The following is an 18,946-nucleotide window of genomic DNA, read 5'->3' as shown; positions in this document are numbered from 1 at the left end:
TGGACGAGGTATGTACCCGCAAGGTCTTCAATTCATAGCCAAAGTTTATTGACAGCGGATATGTTCAGGAATAGCTTTTGCACCAATTGACGGGGAACCCGATATGGAATTAGGAAAATTCATCAGGCCGTACGTCGAGCACGGCAACAAAGCGGGAGCGGTTCGCAAGATCACTGTGTCCATTCCGCTCCACGTGCTTCGACTGCTTTCCGATGAACGTACTCGCCGCCAGGTGAACAATTTAAGGCACGCAACGAACAGCGATCTGCTGGTTGAAGCGTTCCTTCATGCTTTTACTGGGCAACCACTGCCAACTGATGAGGAGCTGAGACGAACCATGGCCACTGCCAAGAAATCCACTGCCAAGAAGTCCGCCGCCAAAAAGGCGTCGAAGAAGTCCACCGTGAAGAAGACCGCCGCGCGCAAGTCGCCGGCAAAGAAGGCCTCGACCCGTAAGGTCGCGGTGAAGAAGGCTGCGACCCGCAAGTCGCCGGCCAAGAAGGCTGCTGTCAAGAAGGTCGCCCGCAAGGCTGCCGTCAAGAAGGTTGCCGCCAAGAAGGCTGTCAAGAAGGCCGTCAAGAAGGCTTCCGTAAAGAAGACCGCGCGCAAGGCAGCACCGCGCAAGGCCGCGCCGCGTAAGGCTGCTTCGAAGAAGGTTGCCGCTGCCAAGGTCGTTCGCGCGACTAAGGCTGCCAAGCCGGTCAAGGCACCGAAGGTCGCTAAGGCCGCCAAGGCCGCCAAGTAATAAGCTTCACCTTCCAATAAGAAAGCTCGTTACGAATTATCTCCCCGCGGTGCCCAGCGCGGGGAGACACTTCGAAACCTTGACCCCGGCCCTGCCGGGGTTATTCATTTCCGGGGCGCGGTTTCTTGCCCCCCGAAAACCTCCTAGGCCGCCGTGCTGGATTCACGGGCCCATTACGGTTACCTTGTCGCCACATCGCGCTGCGGGGGACGGGGGGTTCTCCGCGTCAAGCCATCAGGGGGCGCGCGCTATGCGGAGTCTGCTTTCGACCGCCATGGATAATCGTCAACGCATTCCTTCGCGCCATTTCTCGCGCGGCGCCGTCAATCCCGTGACACTTACTGTCCTCGCCATCGTTTTGGCGCTGGCTGTCGCGGCCTGGTTCCTCATCATCAAGCCTTACCGCGACGCCAATGCCGGCGTCACGCCGGCAACCGCCACGGCGACGAAGCCGGGCGCTACCCGCGACACGCCGGCCAACGTCGATGCGCTCAGCGTCGACCAGCTCCTGGCCGAGGCCCGCACGGCGATGAACGAGCAGCGCCTCGTCGCGCCCTCGGGCAACAACGCCTTCGAGTTCTATATGAAGGTGCTGCAGAAGCAGCCGGGTAATCCTGTCGCCGCCGATGCGCTGCGCGAGACCTTCTCTTACGGCGCCGCCGCCACCGAGCAGACGATCAACCAGCGGGACTTCACCGAAGCCCAGCGCGAAATCGATCTCCTCGCCAAGGCCGACCCCGAGAACTACACACTGACCATCCTGCGTTCCAAGCTCGATGCCCAGCGCAAGACGCTCGACCGTGAGCAGCAGCAGGCAGTCGATGCACAGAAGGCGCAGCAGCTGGCGCAGCAGAACGCCGCCAGCGCGGCCAAGCTGCAGGCCGAGCAGCAGGCCGCGGCCGCCGTCGAGGCGCAGCATCAGCAGGCCGCGCGTGAACAGGCGGCACGTGTCGCGCAGCAGCAGCCTGCTGCCGCGGCAGCACCCGCCGCAGCAACACCTCGACCCGCGGCCCGCGCCGCGTCGGACGAGTCCATCAGCGAAGCCGTGCTGATCCGCCAGGTGAACCCGCGTTATCCGACGGCCGCCATGCGTGCGAACCAGGAAGGCTGGGTAGACGTCGAGATGACCGTGGGTGCCGACGGCACCGTGGGCAACGTCTCGGTGGTCGACGCACAGCCCAAGCACGTCTTCGACCGCTCGGCGATCGACGCGGTGAGCAAGTGGGAATTCAAGCCCGCTACCCGCAACGGCGAGGCCATGCCAGTCACTCTCCGCCGACGATTGCAGTTCAACCTCGGCAGGTAAGAAATCACGGCCCCGCAAGGGGCCGTATTCTTGTGGGCTCGATCTTTGTGGTGTGGGAGCCGCTTCAGCGGCGAAGGACGGCCGCGATGCGTCCCATGTAACCAGCGGCTTGTGCCGCCTCGCGATCGCATGTGCACGAAGCCGCGAGGGGCAAGGCCCTTGGGCCGCAGGCGCAGCTCTTCGAGGCGGGCGGTAGCTGGTCTTAGCTCCGTTGAACCCGCGCGGCTGCCGCTGTTGTAGGAGCCGACTGTGTCGGCGAACCCTCATCAGTGATATTGCGAATGAGGCATTGCACAGCATCGCGCCGGCGGTTCAACCGCTCGCCCAATCAGCTCAAGGCTTCATTCGCAAACTCGACAGGCTGAGGGTTCGCCGCTGAAGCGGCTCCTACGAGAGCGGGGTGTTGCCGAATCCAGGAAACCCTCAGGGCTTCTTTTTCTTCGTCGACCTGGCCGGCGCCGCTTTCTTCGTCGCGGCGGCCTTTTTCGTAGTGGCTGCTTTCTTCGCAGGCGCAGCAGCAGGCGCGGTATGAACCGAGCCTTCCACGCCGGCCCAGTCCACGTGGTTCAGGCCGAGGAGATCGTCGAAGACCATCGGCATCAGTCCGGCGGGGATCGGGCCCGTGCCGTTCCACATGGCGACCACGCCGGCGTGGTACTTGGGGAAGAAGCCGATCATCGTGCGGTAACCCGAGACGGCGCCTGCATGGAAGATCAGGTCTTCGTTGGCGTACTTGAAGACACGCCAGCCCAGCGCGTAGTGGGCGTCGGTGACGCGCGCGCGGCGCCAGGGCAGGGAGTGCACCTCGGAAGGCGTGGCGACCTCGGGTGCGTGCAGCACGTCCAGCGAGGGCGTGGGCAGCACGTCGGGGCGTCCGCCCATCTGGGCCATCAGCCACTGCTCCATATCGCGCAGGCTGGCGTTGACGCCGGCAGCGGGGGCGACACGGTAGTAGCTGTCGTTGGGCTCGTAGGGAATCCAGTTATGCGGGCCGCCGCGGTGCGGTCGTGCCCAGCTCTTGCTCGCCTCAAGGGCGTCGCGGCCATAGCTGGCGGTGGTCATGCCCAGCGGCGCGAAGATACGACGTTCCACCTGTCGAAAGAAATAATCGCCGGTCGTGGCGTAGATGACGTCGCCGATCATGCTGAAGGCCACGTTCTGGTAGCCGTAGCAGGCGCCCACCTTGCAGGACAGGTCCACTTCGTCGAGCTTGCGTACGAGTTCCTCGTACGGCGCGTCGGCTTCGAGCAGGTTGTCGTAGGTGTTGCGGGGCAGGCCCAGGCGCTGGCCAAGGATGTCGCGGACCGTGGCCTGCTGTGCGGCCTGCATGTCCTTGAGCTTGAAGTAAGGGATGGTGTCGATCAGCTTGGTGTCCCAGCTCAGGAAACCCTCACGGACGAGTACGGCTGTGACGCCGGTCGCGAAGGCTTTCGACAACGAGGCGAGGCGGAAGACGGTTTCCGGCGTGGCGGGTTCTTTCGTTTTCGCATTGGCGTAGCCGATGGCGCGCTCGTAGACGACCTTGTCGTCCACGATGACCGCCGTGACGAGGGCGGGCGCGGCATCGCGCGCTTCGGCGGCGTCGAGCCAGCGCTTGTAGTCCTCGACCGTTTGCTTGATGCGCTCGGGCGGGAGCTTGACGGATTCGGGATCGGCATGAACCACCGGCGGTTTCTGCGGCGGTGGCGGTGCGGCCACGGCGAAGGGAGCGGCGATGGCGCAGGCGATGGCACAAGCGAGCAGGGAAGCGGAACGAAACGACATGCTTATCTCGCGGGTCGAGGCGTGGGGACACGCCGCGGGAAGGGGGACGTCAGCGTGCTGATCGTCATCCGGGTCATTGTCTTTTACTTCCCGGCTGGGGACAACGCATTGCGGTTGCCGAATGTGGGAGCCGATTCATCGGCGATTCCAGGGTGGAGGGGAGCATCGCCGATGAATCGGCCCCCACATGGCCCCACAGGCGCCGTGCTAGGCTTTCGCCAGCTCCCACCGGACCGAAGTCGGCCACCTGTGAATACACGTCGACCTGCTGCCATGGGCGAGGGCATGACCCTGGTCCTTTCGGTCATCGCCTTCTTCTTCGTGATGACCTCCTACTACGTGATCCGGCCGGTTCGCGACCAACTGGTGGGGGCCGCGGGGTCGTCCTCGCTGCCTGTGTTCTACGCCATCGTCCTGGTGGTGATGCTTGCGCTGACCCCCGTGTTCGGCTGGCTGGTCTCGCGTTTTCCGCGCAAGCGCGTGCTGCTGGGCAGCTACCTGTTCTTCTCCGCCTGCCTGATCGGATTCATCCCCGCCTTCATCGCCCAGGACCGCATTGGTGCCGTGGTGCTCGGCCGGGTGTTCTTCGTGTGGGTGAGCGTGTTCAACCTGTTTGTCGTGTCGCTCTTCTGGAGCTTCATGGCGGACATCTACCGCAGCGTGCAGGCGCGGCTGATGTTTCCATTCATCGCGTTCGGTGGCATGGCGGGGGCGCTTGCCGGGCCCCTGCTGACGTCCTTGCTCGTCGCGCGGATCGGCGTACCCGCACTGCTGGTCGTCTCGGCGACGACGCTGTTGATCGCGCTGGGCCTGCTGCTGGCGCTGTTGACAGGAGGGACGGCTAACGACACCAGCGGCGGTGCCCCGGTGGGCGGGTCGTTGCTCGATGGCGCGAAGGCGGCTTTCGCCCAACCCTTCCTGCGCCACATGGCCATCCTCATGCTGCTCAGCGACGGCATCGCCACGCTGGCCTACGCCCTGATGGCCGATTACACGAAACTGCACTACCCCGGTATTGCCGCGCGCACGGCGTTTTACGCGGACCTGGATCTTGCGATCAACGGCTTCGGCGCGTTATTGCAGCTCACCGTCACGCCGCTGATTCTTCGCGGGCTGGGTGCCCTGTGGGCCATGGTGCTGCCCACCCTCGTCAATTTCATCCTGCTGGCCCTGCTGGGTATCTATGGGCCTGCCGATATCGCCGTGTTCGGCTCGGTGGTGTCACTGCTGACCATCGTGCAGATAGGTACGCGCGGCATGACCTACGGCATGACCAAGCCCGCCTCCGATGCGCTGTATACGCGCATGCCGCGCGAGGCACGGTACAAGGGAAAGAACTTCATCGAGACCACGGTATGGCGCTTTGGCGACCTGCTGGTCACAGGGAGTCTTACCGCGTTGCGTGGGCTGGGCATGGGTATCGCGGGCCTCGGCCTCATCAGCGCGGCGCTCTGTGGCGTGGCCGCCATCGTGGCCCGTCGCGCAGCGACGTCGCCCGACCTCCTTCCGGAATCGGGCGCGAAAGACGCCTAGCTGGTGATGTAGTTCTCGAGCTGGTTGATCGTCTGTTTCTGCTCGGAGATCACCGCCTTGACCAGGTCGCCGATGGAGATCACGCCGACGACGCGGTCGCCGTCGAGTACCGGCAGATGGCGCAAGCGGCTGTCCGTGCACAGGCGCATGCATTCGTCCACCGTGGCGCTGGTCGATACCGTGATGACGGTTGGCGTCATGATGTCGGCCACCGGGGTGTCGCGAGACGACCTGTCCTTCAGGATGACCTTCCGGGCGTAGTCGCGCTCGGAAACGATCCCGACCAGTTCACTGCCTTTGATGACCACCAGCGCGCCGACATTCTTCTCGGCCATCTGGCGGATGGCGTCGTAGACGGGCGCGTCGGGCGCCACCGCGTAGACTTCCTTGCCCTTGGATTCAAGGAGATGCTTGACCTGCTGCATGCTCGACTCTCCGGGTGGAGGCGGCGCGTCGCCGCGATAACGCAGTGTAGCGCCGCTTGCGGCTCCAGGGGGTCATGCTCAGGTGAAGGGCGGCTCGCCACCATGGCGGGACTCCACGTAGTAGAGCGGGCGCCGTTTGCTTTCGGCGTAGGTACGACCCACGTATTCTCCGATAACGCCCAGGGCGAGAAGCTGAATGCCGCCGAGGAACAGGATCACCACCATCAAGGTCGGGTAGCCGCGCACCGGATCGCCAAAGAGCAGCACCTTGAGCAGCACCCAGAGGCCGTAGACGAAAGCGAGGATCGCGGCCGAGAGGCCCACCCATGTGGCAACGCGCAAGGGTGCGGCCGAAAACGAGGTGATGCCTTCGATCGCGAGGTTGCCCAGGCGCCAGTAGTTCCACTTGGTGGCGCCGGCGTAGCGGGCGTCGCGGTGGTAGGTGACGGCAGTCTGCCGGTAGCCGATCCAGGCGAACAGGCCCTTCATGAATCGCTGGCGCTCGCGCAGGCCGCCCAGGGCCGCCACGGCGCGGCGGGACAGCAGACGGAAGTCACCGGTGTCGCGCGGCAGCGGGGTATCGGACAGGCGCTCCATGACGCGATAGAACACGGCGGAGGTGAACTTCTTCAGGCGTGTTTCGCCGTCGCGCTCGCCGCGCGTCGCATAAACCACGTCGAAGCCCTCGCGCCAGCGCGCGACGAGGTCGGGAATGAGTTCGGGAGGGTCCTGAAGGTCGGCATCGATGACCACCACGGCATCGGCGTCGGCGACGTCGAGGCCTGCCGTCATGGCGGCCTCCTTGCCGAAGTTGCGCGACAGCCGCAGCGCCGTCGCGCGGGTGTCGGCGCCTGTGATCGCGCCGAGTTTGTGCCAGGTATCGTCGCTGCTTCCGTCATCGACGTAGATCACGCGAGAGGTGGCATCGATCTGGTCGAGCACGGCGCCGAGCCGCGCGTGGAACGCGTCGATGACGTCGCTTTCGTTGAAGGCGGGAACCACGATGGCCAGTGAGAACGTCATGGAGATCCTTCAGCGAACGCGGCCGGCGACAGGCGCGGGACGGGTGAGGTAAGCGGGGCCGCCGAGCTGCCCCATCTGCTGCGCGATCCACGCGGTGCGCTTCTGTACATAGGCACTGGGTGCGTCCACGCGGAAACGGCGCGGATTCGGCAATACGGCCGCAAGGCGTGCGGCCTGGATCACGCCCAGGCGATCGGGCGAGGTGCGGTAGAACACGTCGCTGGCCGCGCCGACGCCGTAAATACCGTTGCCGAGCTCGACGATGTTCATATAGACCTCGAGAATCCGCCGCTTCGGCCAGGTCGCCTCGATCAGCACGGTGAAGTACGCCTCCAGGCCTTTGCGGATAAAGCTGCGGCCGTTCCACAGGAACAGGTTCTTCGCCACTTGCTGACTGATGGTGCTGGCGCCGCGCAGGCGCTTGCCTTCATCGGAGGCATCGATGGCATCCTGGATCGCGTCGATGTCGAAACCGTGGTGGAACGGAAATTTCTGGTCTTCGCCGGCGACCATCGCCAACCCTACCTGGGGCGAGACAGCATCCGACGGCACCCAGCGATGACGAAACGTGAAGTCGGGCTCGCGCGTGACGAAGGCCTCGACGCGTCGCTCCATCATCATGGCGCTGGTCCACGGCGGCACGAAGCGCAGCATGAGCACGACCAGCCACGACAGGGCGAACCAGGCGAGGATGACCAGGCCGACGAAGCGGGCTAGGCGAAACGGCAGCGAGCGGGGCGTCGGGCTCATGGCAGCGCTGTGGCAAAGGATGGCGCAGTATAGGGGGCCCGCTCGTGCCGGGCTTGTCGGCATGCCGGGTTGGCCCCATCTTTCGTCGGATCACCAGGAGGCCACCGTGACCGATTCGATCGTCGAGACCCTGTCATCCGAAGACGTGCTGCACCGCTTCATGCTGGAGAAAGCGGGCGTGCGTGGTGTGCTCGTGCGCCTCGGCGCCAGCTGGCGCGAAATCGCTTCACGTGGCGATTACCCCGCGGACATTCGCAACACGCTGGGCGAAGCCGCGGCGGCGAGTGCGCTGCTTACCGGAAATATCAAGTTCGATGGCTCGCTCTCGCTGGAGTTCAAGAGCCAGGGCGCATTGCGCCTGCTCTTCGCCGAGTGCACCGATCAGGGGCACCTTCGCGGCCTGGCACGTTACGACGCCGACACGATGCCCCCGGCCCTGCACCTGAACGAGCTTCCGAACGCCTTGCTCGCTATCACCATCGGGCAGGCGGACCGCGGGCGCTACCAGGGCGTGGTAGACCTGGCCGAACCGTCGATTGCGAAGGCGCTGGAGAACTATTTCGAGCGCTCGGAGCAGTTGCCCGCGCGGATCCTGCTGGCGGCGAACGCCGAACACGCGGTCGGGCTGATGCTCCAGCCGATCGCGGGCGAGGGCGGTCACAGCGCGGCCGAGAATGACGACGACGCATGGGCGCGTGTCGGCATGCTCACCGACACCCTGAGCAGCTCGGAGATGCTGTCCATCCTGCCCGAAGAACTGCTCTACCGGCTGTACCACGAAGAGACCGTGAGCGTGTACGAGGCGAAGGGCCTGGCCTTTGGCTGCACCTGCTCGCAGGAGAGGGTGGAAGGCATGCTGCGTGCGCTGGGCCGGACCGAGGTGGAGGCCACGCTGGAGGATCGCGATGGTGAGATCGAGGTGGTGTGCGAGTTCTGCGCCACGCGCTATGTGTTCGATCGCGTCGACGCCGAACGCCTGCTCACGCAGGTCGAAACCCCGCCCTCGCCCTCGACCCTGCAGTAAAGGCCAGCACTCTGGCGGATCTCTGTAGGAGCCGATTCATCGGCGAATGAGGGACATGTGGGAGCCGCTTCAGCGGCGAAAGAGGCACATGTGGGAGCCGCTTCAGCGGCGAAAAGCCAACGGAGCGGTGACGCCGGATGGCCCATCGCCGCTGAAGCGGCTCCCACAGAGAGGTGCCCACAGAGAGGCTCCCACAGAGAGGCTCCCACAGAGAGCTGCCCAGCAGATTTGCCCTAGGCGTCGAGGGAGAGGGGAGCCGCCAGCCATTTGCTTGCCGGCTGCGGCTGGGCAAACAGGAAGCCCTGGCCGAATCGACAGCCGATACGGCGCAGGGCACGCATCTGCGACTCGGTTTCGATGCCTTCGGCGATGACCTGCATGCGCAGCGAATTGGCCAGCGCCTGGATCGCCCTGACGACCGCCGTGCTGTGCGCGTCGGTGTCGGTGTCTTCGGATGGCAGTTCGATCACGAACGAGCGGTCGATCTTCAGCGTCTCGATCGGGTACTGGTGCAGGTAGCTCAGCGACGAGTATCCGGTGCCGAAATCGTCCAGCGCGATGCCTACGCCATGATCGCGAAGGTTTTCCAGGATGCGTTTGACCTGCGCCGGGTTCTCCAGCAGGGCGCGCTCGGTCACTTCCACGCGTACGCAGCGAGCCGGCACGCCGTGCTCGGCGAACAGGTCGAGCAGGCGCTGGTCGAGGTCCGGCGAGCGGAAGTGGCTGCCCGAGACGTTGATGCTGACGAAACCTTCGTCGCGCGTGAGTGCGCGCACCTGGCGCGCCACCTGTTCGAAGATCTGCCAGTCGATGGCCTCGGAGCAACCGGTGTCCTCGGCCACGGAGAGGAAATCCCCCGGCGGCAGCAGGCCACGTTCCGGATGGCGCCAGCGCAGCAAGGCCTCGTAGCCGACCACGCGGCTGTCTTCGAGGTCCACGATGGGTTGGTAGAAGGGCACGAATTCGTTTCGCGTGAGCGCGCGGCGCAGATCGCCCTCGAGCTCGAGCAGCGACAGCGCTTCGCGACGCAGGCGATCGTCGAATACGGCGGCACGGTGGCGACCCTCGTCCTTCGCGCGATACATAGCCGAATCGGCGTCGCGCAGCAATTCCTCGGGACGTGTGTATTCGGGCGTCGGTAACGCGATGCCGATCGACGCGGAGGTGAAGATTTCCTTCGCGCCGAGCCGGAACGGCGTCTGCAGCTGCGCGATGATGCGCTCGGCGATATGCGTGGCCGCTTGCGGGTCGGTAATGCCTTCCACGAGCACGGCGAATTCGTCACCGCCCAGGCGTGCGACGACATCGCGCGTTTTCAGGCACGCACGCACGCGGCCACCGACCTGGAACAGCAGGTCGTCGCCTACCAGATGGCCGACCGAATCGTTGATGACCTTGAATCGGTCAAGGTCGATGAAGAGCACGGCGAAGAGATCCGCCGGATTCTCCCGGTAGTGATTCAACGCCTGTTCCAGACGCTGCAACAGCAGTGTGCGGTTGGGCAGCCCGGTGAGCGAATCGTGCAGGGTTTCGTACTTGAGCCGCCGTTCGACGCGCTCGCGTTCGGCAATCTGCTCGCGCAGGTCGCGGTTGGCCAGGGCCAGGGCACGCGTACGTTCGGTCACCCGGCGTTCGAGGCTGGCGTAGGCCTGCTTGAGCGACTCCGTGGTGTATTTGCGCTGCAGCGCATTGGCGATGTGGTAGCTGACGAAGGTCAGCAGCTCCTGGTCGCGTGCGCTGTAGGTATGCTCGGGAGAGTAGCTCTGCACCGCCAGCACACCCATCGACTTTTCGTTCCAGATGAGCGGCACGCCCAGCCAGTGCAATGAGCGTGCGCCGCTGGTGGAAAGCACCTGGTCGCGATTGAGCCGGTCGATTTCTTCGCGGTCCGCAAGCAGGGCCTTGCCGTTACGCAGGACGAACTCGGTGAGTCCGCGGCCGAGTTCGCGCGGCTCGCGCGAGCCGTCGAGTTCGTCGACCGAATAAGGGAAAGTCAGCTTGTTCTGGTCTTCGGAGAGCAGCGCGATATAAAAATTGCGTGCATACAGCAGGCCGCCGATGACGCGATGCACGGCGGCGTAGAAGTTCTCGATGCTGTCCGAGGTGTTCGCCAGTTCGGCGATACGGAACAGCGCAGCCTGCAGGCGCTCGCCACGCTGGCGCTGCAGGACCTGCTGGCGGAGCACGCGATTGGCTTCGCGCAGCGCGGCCGTGCGCGTGGTGACGCGGCGCTCGAGTTCTTCGTGCGCCTGGCGGCGTTCCAGTGCCGTCTGCACGTGCTGGGCAACGTAGGTCAGCAGCTCGCGATCGTTCTGCGTGTAGCGCGTGTCGTCGCGATAGCTCTGCACGACCAGGGCGCCCACCACGTCTTCGCCGCGCTTCATCGGCACGCCGAGCCAGTCGTCGCTGGGCGGACCGATCGACACGCGCGGGCCGGGGAGATTCTTCTCCAGCTCCGTGCTCGCGCCCATCAGCGACTTGCCGCCTTGCAGGACATGCCAGGTCAGCGAGTTCTCGATGGCGTCGATCGGGCGGATGCCTTCCGGATCCGGGATATCGGGATCCAGCGAGTCGACGAAGTACGGGAAGCGCACCGTGCGGTTCTGCGCATCGAACAGCACGATGAAGAAGTTCTCGGCATACATGAGGCTGCCCACGATGCCGTGGAGCGCGCTCATCATGTCGTTCATGTTGTGCTCGGCGCCGGCCTGTTCGGCAATGGCATAGAGCGCGCGCTGCAGTCGCTCGGCGAGCGCCAGGCGGGATATCGCCTCGTAGAGATTTGCGGTCTCGGCCAGCTGTCGCAGGCGGACCGAGGTGAGCCGACCGAGCCAGTCGATCAGTTCCGCCGAATCGGCGGCGCCGGCTTCGTCGCTAATCAGTTCGAGCACGCGCCCTGTCTGCGGATCGATGCCCAGCTCGACCACCGCGTGGCCGTTTGGCCTGACCTCGTCCGCGCCGCGCCAGGCCACGCAGGCGTCCGGCATCAGGTGACGCGCGAAGGCCTCTCCCTCGCTGCGGACCACGTCGGCCTCGGCTGCCCGCAGCAACCGCTCGACAGCCTCGTACAACGGTGTACTTTCACCGTGGCCGGGCGCCTTCAGGGAGGGGCTTTGAGTAGGAGCGATAGTCATCGCCTGGCGAGGGTTCCGGTCTGGTTCGGGTCAGTCTATATGCGATAAGGCGGGCGCGCGATGGGCGCGGAGCCCCGGTCTCAAGGGCCTTGCGCCAGCATGCGACGATTCCCCCTGATGGTCATAAACGGCAGCTGGCCTGATTCCTGAAGGCCACCTCGTGGGGTGTTAGTAAAACGTAAAACGCGATACACTGAGTCTGTTCTCGCGAGGCTGAAGCGGGACCTCGGGGAATTCAGCCACCTGCCGATAAGATGAACATGCGCAGATCCTTTCTCACCTTGCTACTGCTGATGCCGCTCGCCGCGGCAGGGCAAGTTGTGCCGGTGGGTTCGGACGCCACGGCAAACCGACTCCTCGGCCAGCAAGCGGACGGCTACGCCCAGAATGCGCAGGGCTCGGTGCCGCTCTGGCGCGCCCCGGACGGTCGCACGCTCGCCTTGACGACGGATGATCGTACCGACGCTACCCAGCCGTTTGCCTTGCATGCGGTGGACGCCGGTCCGTTCATTTCCAGCGGTCTTCAGTACGACCTCGGTCCGCACGTACAGGCTCATGCCAACATCACCGGCCAGGGCTGGATGAATTCCGTGGAATCCTGCGGCAGTTCCGCTACGGCGCGCGGCGACCTCTGCAATGCGCCGGGTGCGCCGCCGCGCATCGTCGGTAGTGAAGTCGGCGCTACGTATAATGGTACCGGTTACAGCCTCGGTCTCGGCGTGGGCTCGAGTCGTCCTACCGGCACGGGTGCCGCCTTGCCTCGCGTGCTCCCGGGCCTGGCCACCGCCTCCGGCTTGCCGATTACAGCCTTGTCCTCGAGCACCGAATTCAACGCGCACGGCAGGCTCGACCTGGGCGCGCGCAGTGGTATCGATCTCGGCGCCAGCATCGGTCGTATCCGGCTCACGCCGGGCAACCTGCTCGGCATCGGCTCGGTCGACCAGAAAGCGCTGAGCTTCGGTGTCGACCGCGGCCCTGTCTCGGGCCTGATCACGGGCCGCACGATGCAGCCCGAGGCGACAGCTCTCAACCAGATCAACGGCGACCGTCGCTGGAGCGCTATCGACCTCGGTGTCACCTGGCATCTGCCTTGGCGCGGCCAGCTCTCGGTCGGTGCCCAGAATGTCTGGTCATCGGGTAACGCGCCCACCGGACCCGCCGGTCCCGAGCCCGATCAGGCACGAACCCCTTACGTCCAGTACCACCAGGACCTCTGAAAGCCGCCCACGAGGCGGCTTTTTTGTGGCTGCACTTTGTGTGACTACCCTTTGTGTGGGAGCCGCTTCAGCGGCGAAAGGCCGGTCGCTACGCGCCCCATATCACCAGCGGCTTACGCCGCTGCCATTGAAGGAGCCGGCTGCGCCGGCGAACCCTCAACGGTGATACCGCGAATGAGGCGTTGCACCGCATCGTGCAGGCGGTTCAACCGCTCGCCCGATCAGCGCAAGGCCTCATTCGAAGACACGACAGCCGGAGGGTTCGCCGATGAATCGGCTCCTACAAGAGGCAGCAGGGGGCGGTCGTCCATCCCATAGCGAGCGGTTGCTCGACCCCACGAACCTCAGCGCTGGCTCTTGCGCCGCAGCGCGAGCGTGAACTCGATGCCGAAGGCGAGCCTGTGTCCTGCAATGTGCGATGGACGGGCTCGCGACTCAGCGACCCTGGCCGCGTAGCTTCACATCGCCGCTGAAGGACTCGACGTGGATGTGTCCGTCGCCGCCGCCGATGGTGGTCTTCAGTTGCTTGCCGGGGCCGTCTTCACCGCTGGAAGGCGTGCCGAAATCGCTGCGGATGCTGCCGCTGAAGGTGGAGGCATCCAGCTTGGCGGAAACGTCGGACGGAAGCTGGAGCTGGACATCGCCGCTCATCGAGTCGACGTCGATCTTGCCGTCTCGCGAGGGACCGCCGGTGATCTGGGTGTCGCCGGACACCGTGCTGAAGTTGGCCTGCTTCCAGGGGCCGCCGCCGATCGTCATGCGGCCGGACACGGTCTGGGCTTCGATCCGCTCGGTGACGTTCGGTGCGGTGATGTCACCGGAGACCGTCTGTAGATCGGCCTTGGCCGCGCTGCCGGCCAGATCGATGCTGCCGCTGACGGTCTGCATGTTGATGTCGGGCGAGCGCAGGTTGCCGCGGACGCGGCCGCTGACCGAGTTGATCTCGACCTTGCCGCCGTCGAGGCCGTCGATACTGACCGGTGCACTGACCACGTTGATCTCGACGCTGACGGCTTTCGGCACGCGCACGTTGAGCACCGTGGGCTGCATGCGGGTATCGCTGCCCCAGCTGAACATGGAGTGCTCTTTCGAGTCGCTGTCCACGTGGATTTCCACGTTGCCGTCGCTGCCTTCGATCTCCAGCGGACGGGCGCCGTCGCCCAGCGTGCCAGAGACCTGGATCTGGTTTTTGTCCCAGGCGGTCACGGTGACCTCGCCCTTGACGTTGTCGATGCTGACCTTCGCATTGGGCCGGATGTCTTTCGACAGGTTGATCGGGGTGGAGGCGAATGCCTGCCCGATCGAGAACGCCAGCAGCAGGGGAGTGACATAGAGCGTTTTCATGAGTGGGGTCCTGGCTGTTCGCATGTTAGCCGGCTTGCTTTTCGAGGTTACGCAGACGGTCGCGCTGGCGTTCGGTCTTCAGCAGCAGGCGCTGCAGGGCGGCCGAATCGGGGGAGTCCTGCATGGCCTGGGTCAGCTCCATGCGCGCGGCGTCGAGTTCTACCGCGGCTCCGGAGAGGCGCGGGTCGGTCGGTTTCCAGTGGGTTTCACTGGCAAGGGCGTCGCTGCCGGTGGGCGCGACGAGATGGAGTCCGAGGCTTCCGCCAAGCAGGGCCACGCCGGCGATGGCGGCGGCCATCAGCCAGGGCTGGGCGCGTCGGTGTCGTGGAGCCACGGCGACAGGCGCCTCGTCGAGACGGGCTTCGATGCCGGCCCACAGGTCGCGACGAGGCGCGACCTGCCGGTTGAGGGAGCGCATCTGGCGCAGGTAATCGAGGTCATTCATGGCTTATCTCCCAGTGCGCGGCGGAGCAGTCCGCGTGCACGGTGTAACTGCGCTTTCGAGGAACCGACCGCCATCCCGAGTTCAAGGGCGATCTCCTCGTGTTTCCAACCTTCCACGTCGTACAGGACCAGCACCGCACGGGCCCGCGGCGGCAACGCCGAAATGGCCTTTTCCAACTCGTCGCGCTCCACGGCGCGGAAGGGATTATCGAGGTCGGCGATGTCCGGCAGATGTTCATCGTCGACGATGCTGACGGGGTCGGCGTTGCGGGCACGTATGGACATGAGTGCCACGTTCACCGCCAACCGGTACACCCAGGTGCCGAACGCGCTCTCGAAGCGGAAGCCGTCGAGCTTCTGCCAGGCGCGGATGAAGGCTTCCTGGGTCAGGTCTTCCGCGCGGGCATGGTCGAAGGCGGCCAGGCGAAGGATGGCGCCATAGACCCGGTCCGAATGCTTGCGGTAGAGCGTCTCGAACGCCTTCCGGTCGCCGCCGACGGCAGCGCGCACCACATCGTCATCGGACGTGGCAACAGGCAGCTCAGGCTGCATGAAGGAAGTGGCGGCGAGGCATAGGGCATTCATCTTGCCAGCTTGGATGCCGGCAAGGGGAGAAGCGTTTAAGGGCTAGGACATGTGGGAGCCGCTTCAGCGGCGAAAGGCCAACGGAGCGGAGACGCCGGAACGCTAATCGCCGATAAATCGGCTCCCACACAAAGCCCCCCCAATCAGGCGACGTTGGTCGCCCGACGTTCCACGGCCGCTTTCAGGGCCTTGCTCACCCGAAGGCGCTCGGCCTTCAGGCGCTCGGGCATGCGCGCGCCGAAGCCGTCGAGGTACAGGCCGATGGCGTTGAGCTCTTCGGTCCAGCCTTCCACGTCGACGTGGAGCAGCTCGTCGAGGGCGCCCGGCTTCAGGACCAGGCCCTCGGCATTGAGCTCACCCTTGGCCGGCACCACGCCGATCGGCGTTTCCATGCCTTCGGCCTTGCCGGCTACGCGCTGGATCATCCAGTCGAGCACCCGGAGGTTCTCGCCATAGCCGGGCCACATGAAGCGGCCGTCGGCGTCCTTGCGGAACCAGTTCACGTGGAAGATCCGCGGCAGCTTCGCGCCGGGCTTGTCGAAGGAGAGCCAATGCGCGAAGTAGTCGGCGAAGTTGTAGCCGCAGAACGGCTTCATCGCCATGGAATCGCGACGCAGTACACCGACCGCACCGGTAGCGGCAGCCGTGGTCTCCGAACCCATGGCCGCGCCGACGAGCACGCCGTGGGCCCAGTCTTTCGCCTCGAATACCAGCGGCACCAGCGAGGGGCGACGGCCGCCAAAAACGATGGCCGAGATGGGTACGCCAGCGGCGTCTTCCGATTCCGGCGCCCAGCTCGGGCACTGCTTCGCGCTGACCGTGAAGCGGGAATTCGGATGCGCGGCAGGGCCGTTGGCCGCGTCGTACGGACGCCCCTGCCAGTCGGTCACCGGTTCGCCTTCGCCGAGGCCTTCCCACCACGGACGCGCGTCGGCGGTGACGGCGACGTTGGTGAAGATCGCATCCCGGCCGAGCGTGGCCAGGGCGGTCGGATTGGTATTCGCACCCGTACCCGGGGCGACGCCGAAGTAGCCCGCTTCGGGGTTGATCGCCCAGAGGCGACCATCTTCACCCGGCGTCATCCAGCAGATGTCGTCGCCGACGGTCCAGACTTTCCATCCGGCCTTGAGGTAGCCCTCGGTGGGAATGAGCATGGCCAGGTTGGTCTTGCCACAGGCCGACGGGAACGCCGCGGCGATGTAGTGCTTCTCACCCTGCGGGTTCTCGATGCCGACAATCAGCATGTGCTCGGCCAGCCAGCCTTCGCGACGGGCCTGGTGGCTGGCGATGCGCAGCGCGTGGCACTTCTTGCCGAGCAGGGCGTTGCCGCCATAGCCGGAGCCGATCGACTTGATCGAGAGCTCTTCGGGGAAATGCATGATGAAGCGACGCTCGGGATCGAGGTCGCCGGTGGAATGCAGGCCTTTGACGAACTGGCCTTCGCGCTCGATGCGCGCCAGGGCCGGGGCGCCCATGCGCGTCATGATGCGCATATTGGCGACCACGTAGGGGCTGTCGGTGATCTCGACGCCGCAACGCGAAAGCGGTGAATCGATCGGGCCCATGCAATACGGAATGACATACATGGTGCGGCCGCGCATGGCCCCCGCGAACAGGGCGTCGATCTTCGCGTGCGCCTCGGCCGGCGCCATCCAGTGATTGTTCGGGCCGGCTTCTTCCTCCTCCGGCGTGCAGACGAAGGTCAGGTGCTCGACGCGCGCGACGTCCGACGGATTCGAGCGATGCAGGTAACTGCGGGGGTTGGTCTCCTCGTTGAGCGGGAGGAGATCGCCACTGGCGAGCATCGTCTGGACAAGTTCCGCGTGTTCCGCGTCCGAGCCGTCACACCAGCGAACGGAGGTGGGCTCCGTCAGTCGGGCGACATCGTCAACCCATCGATTCAATGTTTCCAGGGAACTTCCGTACGAACGCATCCGTTGTGGTCTCCAGTTAAACGCTGTGAAGACAGTAGTTTGCGAGCGTTGGTATTGGCAAGGCACGGCGCAGCAAATCGCGCCGTGCCGTTCAGCTCACGCGGACGGTTTGGCCGGCGTCAGCGTAAAGATCACGTGCTCGACATAGGCGTCGAACTCGTCGTGGCTCAGGCGCGGCAGACCGAGGGTGAAGTTCAGCTGCAGAAAGCCGACGTAGGCTGCATAGGTAAGGCGCGCGCGATGCAGGGCGACGACGGGTTCGAGGCCGGCTTCCTGGTACATCGTGGTGAGGAACTCGATACGCCGTTGCGATACACGCGCCATCACCGGCACGACCTGCGGATGGTCGAGCGCCTTGAGCAGGGCGGCGTAGACGCGATGCGCCTGCAGTTCGTGGGCGACGCGACGAAACAGTTCCGGTAAACGCTTACGCGGATCGGCGATGCGCTCGATCTCGCCGAGAACCTCGCGTTCGCCGTATTCTTCCCAACGCTCCAGCGAGGCCTGGAGCAGGGCTTCGCGCGTACGGAAGTGCCAGTAGAAGCTGCCTTTGGTCACGCCCAGGCGGCGCGCAAGCGCCTCCACGGCGAGCGCGCCGACGCCTTGTTCGGCGATAAGGGCTAGGGCGCCATCTTCCCAGTCTTCTGCGGAGAGGCGGACTCGTTCGTTCTTGGCACCGTCGGTCATCGACGCATGGTAGCCGAGACGCCGCCGTTTGCAATCCGGCAGGCTCCCGGCTTGTTGCATAAGACCTTGACTTGGTTGCCATTGCGTGACCGTACGCAACCGTATTGACGCACCCGGCCCAGGGCTACATACTCGCCCGTATGGTCGCTCAATCCACGCCGCTGTCATCCTCCCTGTCGAGCCTGGTCTCGATGGACGGTATCGCCCTCGCCACGCAGCGCTGGACGGGCGTGCGCTCGCCGGCGCTGGTCTTCGCGCATGGCTTCGGGCAGACGCGCCATGCCTGGAACGGCGCGGCACGGACCCTGGCGGAACAGGGCTTCGACGCCACCACCTTCGATGCCCGCGGGCACGGCGAAAGCGAACGTGTGCCGCGCGGCGACTACCACATGGAGCAGTTCGTCCACGATCTGCTCACGGTGTCGGCTGAAGCCATCTCGCCCGACGGCCAGCCGCCGGTGCTGGTCGGCGCCTCGATGGGCGGGCTGCTCGGCCTGATGGCCGCCGGCGAAGCCGAGGAGGGCCGCCGGCCGTTCTCCGCACTGATCCTGGTCGACATCACCCCGCGCTGGGAAACCGCCGGGGTCGAACGTATCCTCGGCTTCATGCGCGCGCACCCGGACGGTTTCGCGAGTTATGAGGAGGCGGCCTCGGCGATCGAGGCGTACCTGCCGCATCGCCGTGAGCGCAAATCCGAAGCGCAGCTCAAGCCGCTTCTGCGTCAGGACGAGAACGGTCGCCTGCGCTGGCACTGGGACCCCGCCCTGCTCGATGGCGGTCTGGTCCAGGAAAGCGAACGTTACCAGCCGCGCCTGTTCGAGGCCGCCGCGCGCGTCAAGGTGCCGGTACTGCTGCTTTCCGGCAGCCGCAGCGACGTAGTCTCATCCCAGACCGTCGACGAATTTCTCCGTCTCGTGCCGCATGCGCGTCATGTTTCCCTCGCCGACGCCACGCACATGGTGGCCGGTGACGCGAACGACGCCTTTACGCGCGAGATTTCCCAGTTCATGCAATCGCTCCCGAGGTAATAC

Annotated in this window: 16 protein-coding genes; 6 read left to right on the top strand and 10 right to left on the bottom strand. The window is 65.2% G+C overall.

The genetic code is table 11. The features are described 5' to 3' along the window. Positions 1 to 103: 103 nt before the first annotated feature. Together metJ and C8J98_RS08635 are read left to right on the top strand one after the other, a co-directional pair. Positions 104 to 745, top strand: a complete 642-nt coding sequence (metJ, locus tag C8J98_RS22475; protein ID WP_107912789.1) for a met regulon transcriptional regulator MetJ — start codon at positions 104 to 106, stop codon at positions 743 to 745. Positions 746 to 1,019: 274 nt separating this feature from the next. After that, the gene (locus tag C8J98_RS08635) at positions 1,020 to 2,051 is read left to right on the top strand and encodes an energy transducer TonB (RefSeq protein ID WP_107912788.1); all 1,032 of its coding nucleotides are present in this window, start codon (positions 1,020 to 1,022) and stop codon (positions 2,049 to 2,051) included. 423 nt (positions 2,052 to 2,474) lie between these two features. On the opposite strand, the gene C8J98_RS08630 is transcribed toward C8J98_RS08635, so the two are convergent. Beyond that, positions 2,475 to 3,815, bottom strand: coding sequence for a serine hydrolase domain-containing protein (locus C8J98_RS08630; protein WP_107912787.1), 1,341 nt, complete (start codon positions 3,813 to 3,815; stop codon positions 2,475 to 2,477). A gap of 249 nt (positions 3,816 to 4,064) precedes the next feature. Between C8J98_RS08630 and C8J98_RS08625 the strand changes: the two genes are divergently transcribed. Further along, complete coding sequence (locus C8J98_RS08625; protein WP_343125720.1) at positions 4,065 to 5,348, top strand: translocase; 1,284 nt, start codon at positions 4,065 to 4,067, stop codon at positions 5,346 to 5,348. Here C8J98_RS08625 and C8J98_RS08620 read toward each other — a convergent pair. The 3 genes from C8J98_RS08620 to mtgA form a co-directional block, all read right to left on the bottom strand. Further along, positions 5,345 to 5,773, bottom strand: a complete 429-nt coding sequence (locus C8J98_RS08620; RefSeq protein ID WP_107912786.1) for a CBS domain-containing protein — start codon at positions 5,771 to 5,773, stop codon at positions 5,345 to 5,347. The genes C8J98_RS08625 and C8J98_RS08620 overlap by 4 nt on opposite strands. 78 nt (positions 5,774 to 5,851) lie before the next feature. Next, the gene (locus tag C8J98_RS08615) at positions 5,852 to 6,796 is read right to left on the bottom strand and encodes a glycosyltransferase family 2 protein (RefSeq protein ID WP_107912785.1); all 945 of its coding nucleotides are present in this window, start codon (positions 6,794 to 6,796) and stop codon (positions 5,852 to 5,854) included. 9 nt (positions 6,797 to 6,805) lie between these two features. Further along, positions 6,806 to 7,546 carry a monofunctional biosynthetic peptidoglycan transglycosylase gene (gene mtgA, locus C8J98_RS08610; RefSeq protein WP_107912784.1) on the bottom strand — a complete coding sequence of 247 codons (741 nt, stop codon included), beginning with the start codon at positions 7,544 to 7,546 and terminating at the stop codon, positions 6,806 to 6,808. A gap of 106 nt (positions 7,547 to 7,652) precedes the next feature. Between mtgA and C8J98_RS08605 the strand changes: the two genes are divergently transcribed. After that, positions 7,653 to 8,570 carry an Hsp33 family molecular chaperone HslO gene (locus C8J98_RS08605; protein WP_255417731.1) on the top strand — a complete coding sequence of 306 codons (918 nt, stop codon included), beginning with the start codon at positions 7,653 to 7,655 and terminating at the stop codon, positions 8,568 to 8,570. Between the two features lie 233 nt (positions 8,571 to 8,803). Here C8J98_RS08605 and C8J98_RS08600 read toward each other — a convergent pair whose 3' ends face one another. Next, positions 8,804 to 11,704: an EAL domain-containing protein gene (locus C8J98_RS08600; RefSeq protein ID WP_107912782.1), complete on the bottom strand. Its 2,901-nt coding sequence runs from the start codon at positions 11,702 to 11,704 to the stop codon at positions 8,804 to 8,806. Positions 11,705 to 11,964: 260 nt separating this feature from the next. Here C8J98_RS08600 and C8J98_RS08595 point away from each other — a divergent pair, with 260 nt between their 5' ends. Next, the gene (locus C8J98_RS08595) at positions 11,965 to 12,921 is read left to right on the top strand and encodes a hypothetical protein (protein WP_107913054.1); all 957 of its coding nucleotides are present in this window, start codon (positions 11,965 to 11,967) and stop codon (positions 12,919 to 12,921) included. A gap of 435 nt (positions 12,922 to 13,356) precedes the next feature. Here C8J98_RS08595 and C8J98_RS08590 read toward each other — a convergent pair whose 3' ends face one another. The 5 genes from C8J98_RS08590 to C8J98_RS08570 all read right to left on the bottom strand — a co-directional run bounded on the left by C8J98_RS08590 (position 13,357) and on the right by C8J98_RS08570 (position 17,915). Beyond that, the gene (locus C8J98_RS08590; protein WP_107912781.1) at positions 13,357 to 14,265 is read right to left on the bottom strand and encodes a DUF4097 family beta strand repeat-containing protein; all 909 of its coding nucleotides are present in this window, start codon (positions 14,263 to 14,265) and stop codon (positions 13,357 to 13,359) included. Between the two features lie 25 nt (positions 14,266 to 14,290). Beyond that, positions 14,291 to 14,710 (bottom strand): hypothetical protein, encoded by a 420-nt coding sequence (locus tag C8J98_RS08585; RefSeq protein WP_107912780.1) that lies wholly within the window; start codon positions 14,708 to 14,710, stop codon positions 14,291 to 14,293. After that, positions 14,707 to 15,261, bottom strand: coding sequence for a sigma-70 family RNA polymerase sigma factor (locus tag C8J98_RS08580; RefSeq protein ID WP_107912779.1), 555 nt, complete (start codon positions 15,259 to 15,261; stop codon positions 14,707 to 14,709). Before C8J98_RS08580 ends, C8J98_RS08585 begins: the two co-directional genes overlap by 4 nt. Before the next feature lie 176 nt (positions 15,262 to 15,437). After that, complete coding sequence (locus C8J98_RS08575; RefSeq protein ID WP_107912778.1) at positions 15,438 to 17,228, bottom strand: phosphoenolpyruvate carboxykinase (GTP); 1,791 nt, start codon at positions 17,226 to 17,228, stop codon at positions 15,438 to 15,440. Between the two features lie 96 nt (positions 17,229 to 17,324). Next, positions 17,325 to 17,915, bottom strand: coding sequence for a TetR/AcrR family transcriptional regulator (locus C8J98_RS08570; protein WP_107912777.1), 591 nt, complete (start codon positions 17,913 to 17,915; stop codon positions 17,325 to 17,327). A 191-nt stretch (positions 17,916 to 18,106) separates the two neighbouring features. Between C8J98_RS08570 and C8J98_RS08565 the strand changes: the two genes are divergently transcribed. Beyond that, on the top strand, positions 18,107 to 18,943 hold the full coding sequence (locus C8J98_RS08565; RefSeq protein WP_233260184.1) for an alpha/beta fold hydrolase: 837 nt from the start codon (positions 18,107 to 18,109) through the stop codon (positions 18,941 to 18,943). The last annotated feature ends 3 nt before the right edge of the window (positions 18,944 to 18,946 follow it).

This window comes from Luteibacter sp. OK325, assembly GCF_003050935.1.
In the GTDB taxonomy this organism is placed as follows: domain Bacteria; phylum Pseudomonadota; class Gammaproteobacteria; order Xanthomonadales; family Rhodanobacteraceae; genus Luteibacter.
The sequence above is the reverse complement of the archived record's forward strand: the minus strand, read 5'-3'. Positions and strand labels throughout refer to the sequence as shown.

Bases quoted from the DNA above. Each gene is read 5' to 3' on its own strand.
- C8J98_RS08620 (WP_107912786.1), bottom strand. From the start codon at position 5,773: ATGCAGCAGGTCAAGCATCTCCTTGAATCCAAGGGCAAGGAAGTCTAC.
- C8J98_RS08580 (WP_107912779.1), bottom strand. From the start codon at position 15,261: ATGCAGCCTGAGCTGCCTGTTGCCACGTCCGATGACGATGTGGTGCGC.
- C8J98_RS08575 (WP_107912778.1), bottom strand. From the start codon at position 17,228: ATGCGTTCGTACGGAAGTTCCCTGGAAACATTGAATCGATGGGTTGAC.
- C8J98_RS08630 (WP_107912787.1), bottom strand. From the start codon at position 3,815: ATGTCGTTTCGTTCCGCTTCCCTGCTCGCTTGTGCCATCGCCTGCGCC.
- C8J98_RS08585 (WP_107912780.1), bottom strand. From the start codon at position 14,710: ATGAATGACCTCGATTACCTGCGCCAGATGCGCTCCCTCAACCGGCAG.
- C8J98_RS08600 (WP_107912782.1), bottom strand. From the start codon at position 11,704: ATGACTATCGCTCCTACTCAAAGCCCCTCCCTGAAGGCGCCCGGCCAC.
- C8J98_RS08635 (WP_107912788.1), top strand. From the start codon at position 1,020: ATGGATAATCGTCAACGCATTCCTTCGCGCCATTTCTCGCGCGGCGCC.
- C8J98_RS08565 (WP_233260184.1), top strand. From the start codon at position 18,107: ATGGACGGTATCGCCCTCGCCACGCAGCGCTGGACGGGCGTGCGCTCG.
- metJ (WP_107912789.1), top strand. From the start codon at position 104: ATGGAATTAGGAAAATTCATCAGGCCGTACGTCGAGCACGGCAACAAA.
- C8J98_RS08590 (WP_107912781.1), bottom strand. From the start codon at position 14,265: ATGAAAACGCTCTATGTCACTCCCCTGCTGCTGGCGTTCTCGATCGGG.
- C8J98_RS08615 (WP_107912785.1), bottom strand. From the start codon at position 6,796: ATGACGTTCTCACTGGCCATCGTGGTTCCCGCCTTCAACGAAAGCGAC.
- C8J98_RS08570 (WP_107912777.1), bottom strand. From the start codon at position 17,915: ATGACCGACGGTGCCAAGAACGAACGAGTCCGCCTCTCCGCAGAAGAC.
- mtgA (WP_107912784.1), bottom strand. From the start codon at position 7,546: ATGAGCCCGACGCCCCGCTCGCTGCCGTTTCGCCTAGCCCGCTTCGTC.
- C8J98_RS08595 (WP_107913054.1), top strand. From the start codon at position 11,965: ATGCGCAGATCCTTTCTCACCTTGCTACTGCTGATGCCGCTCGCCGCG.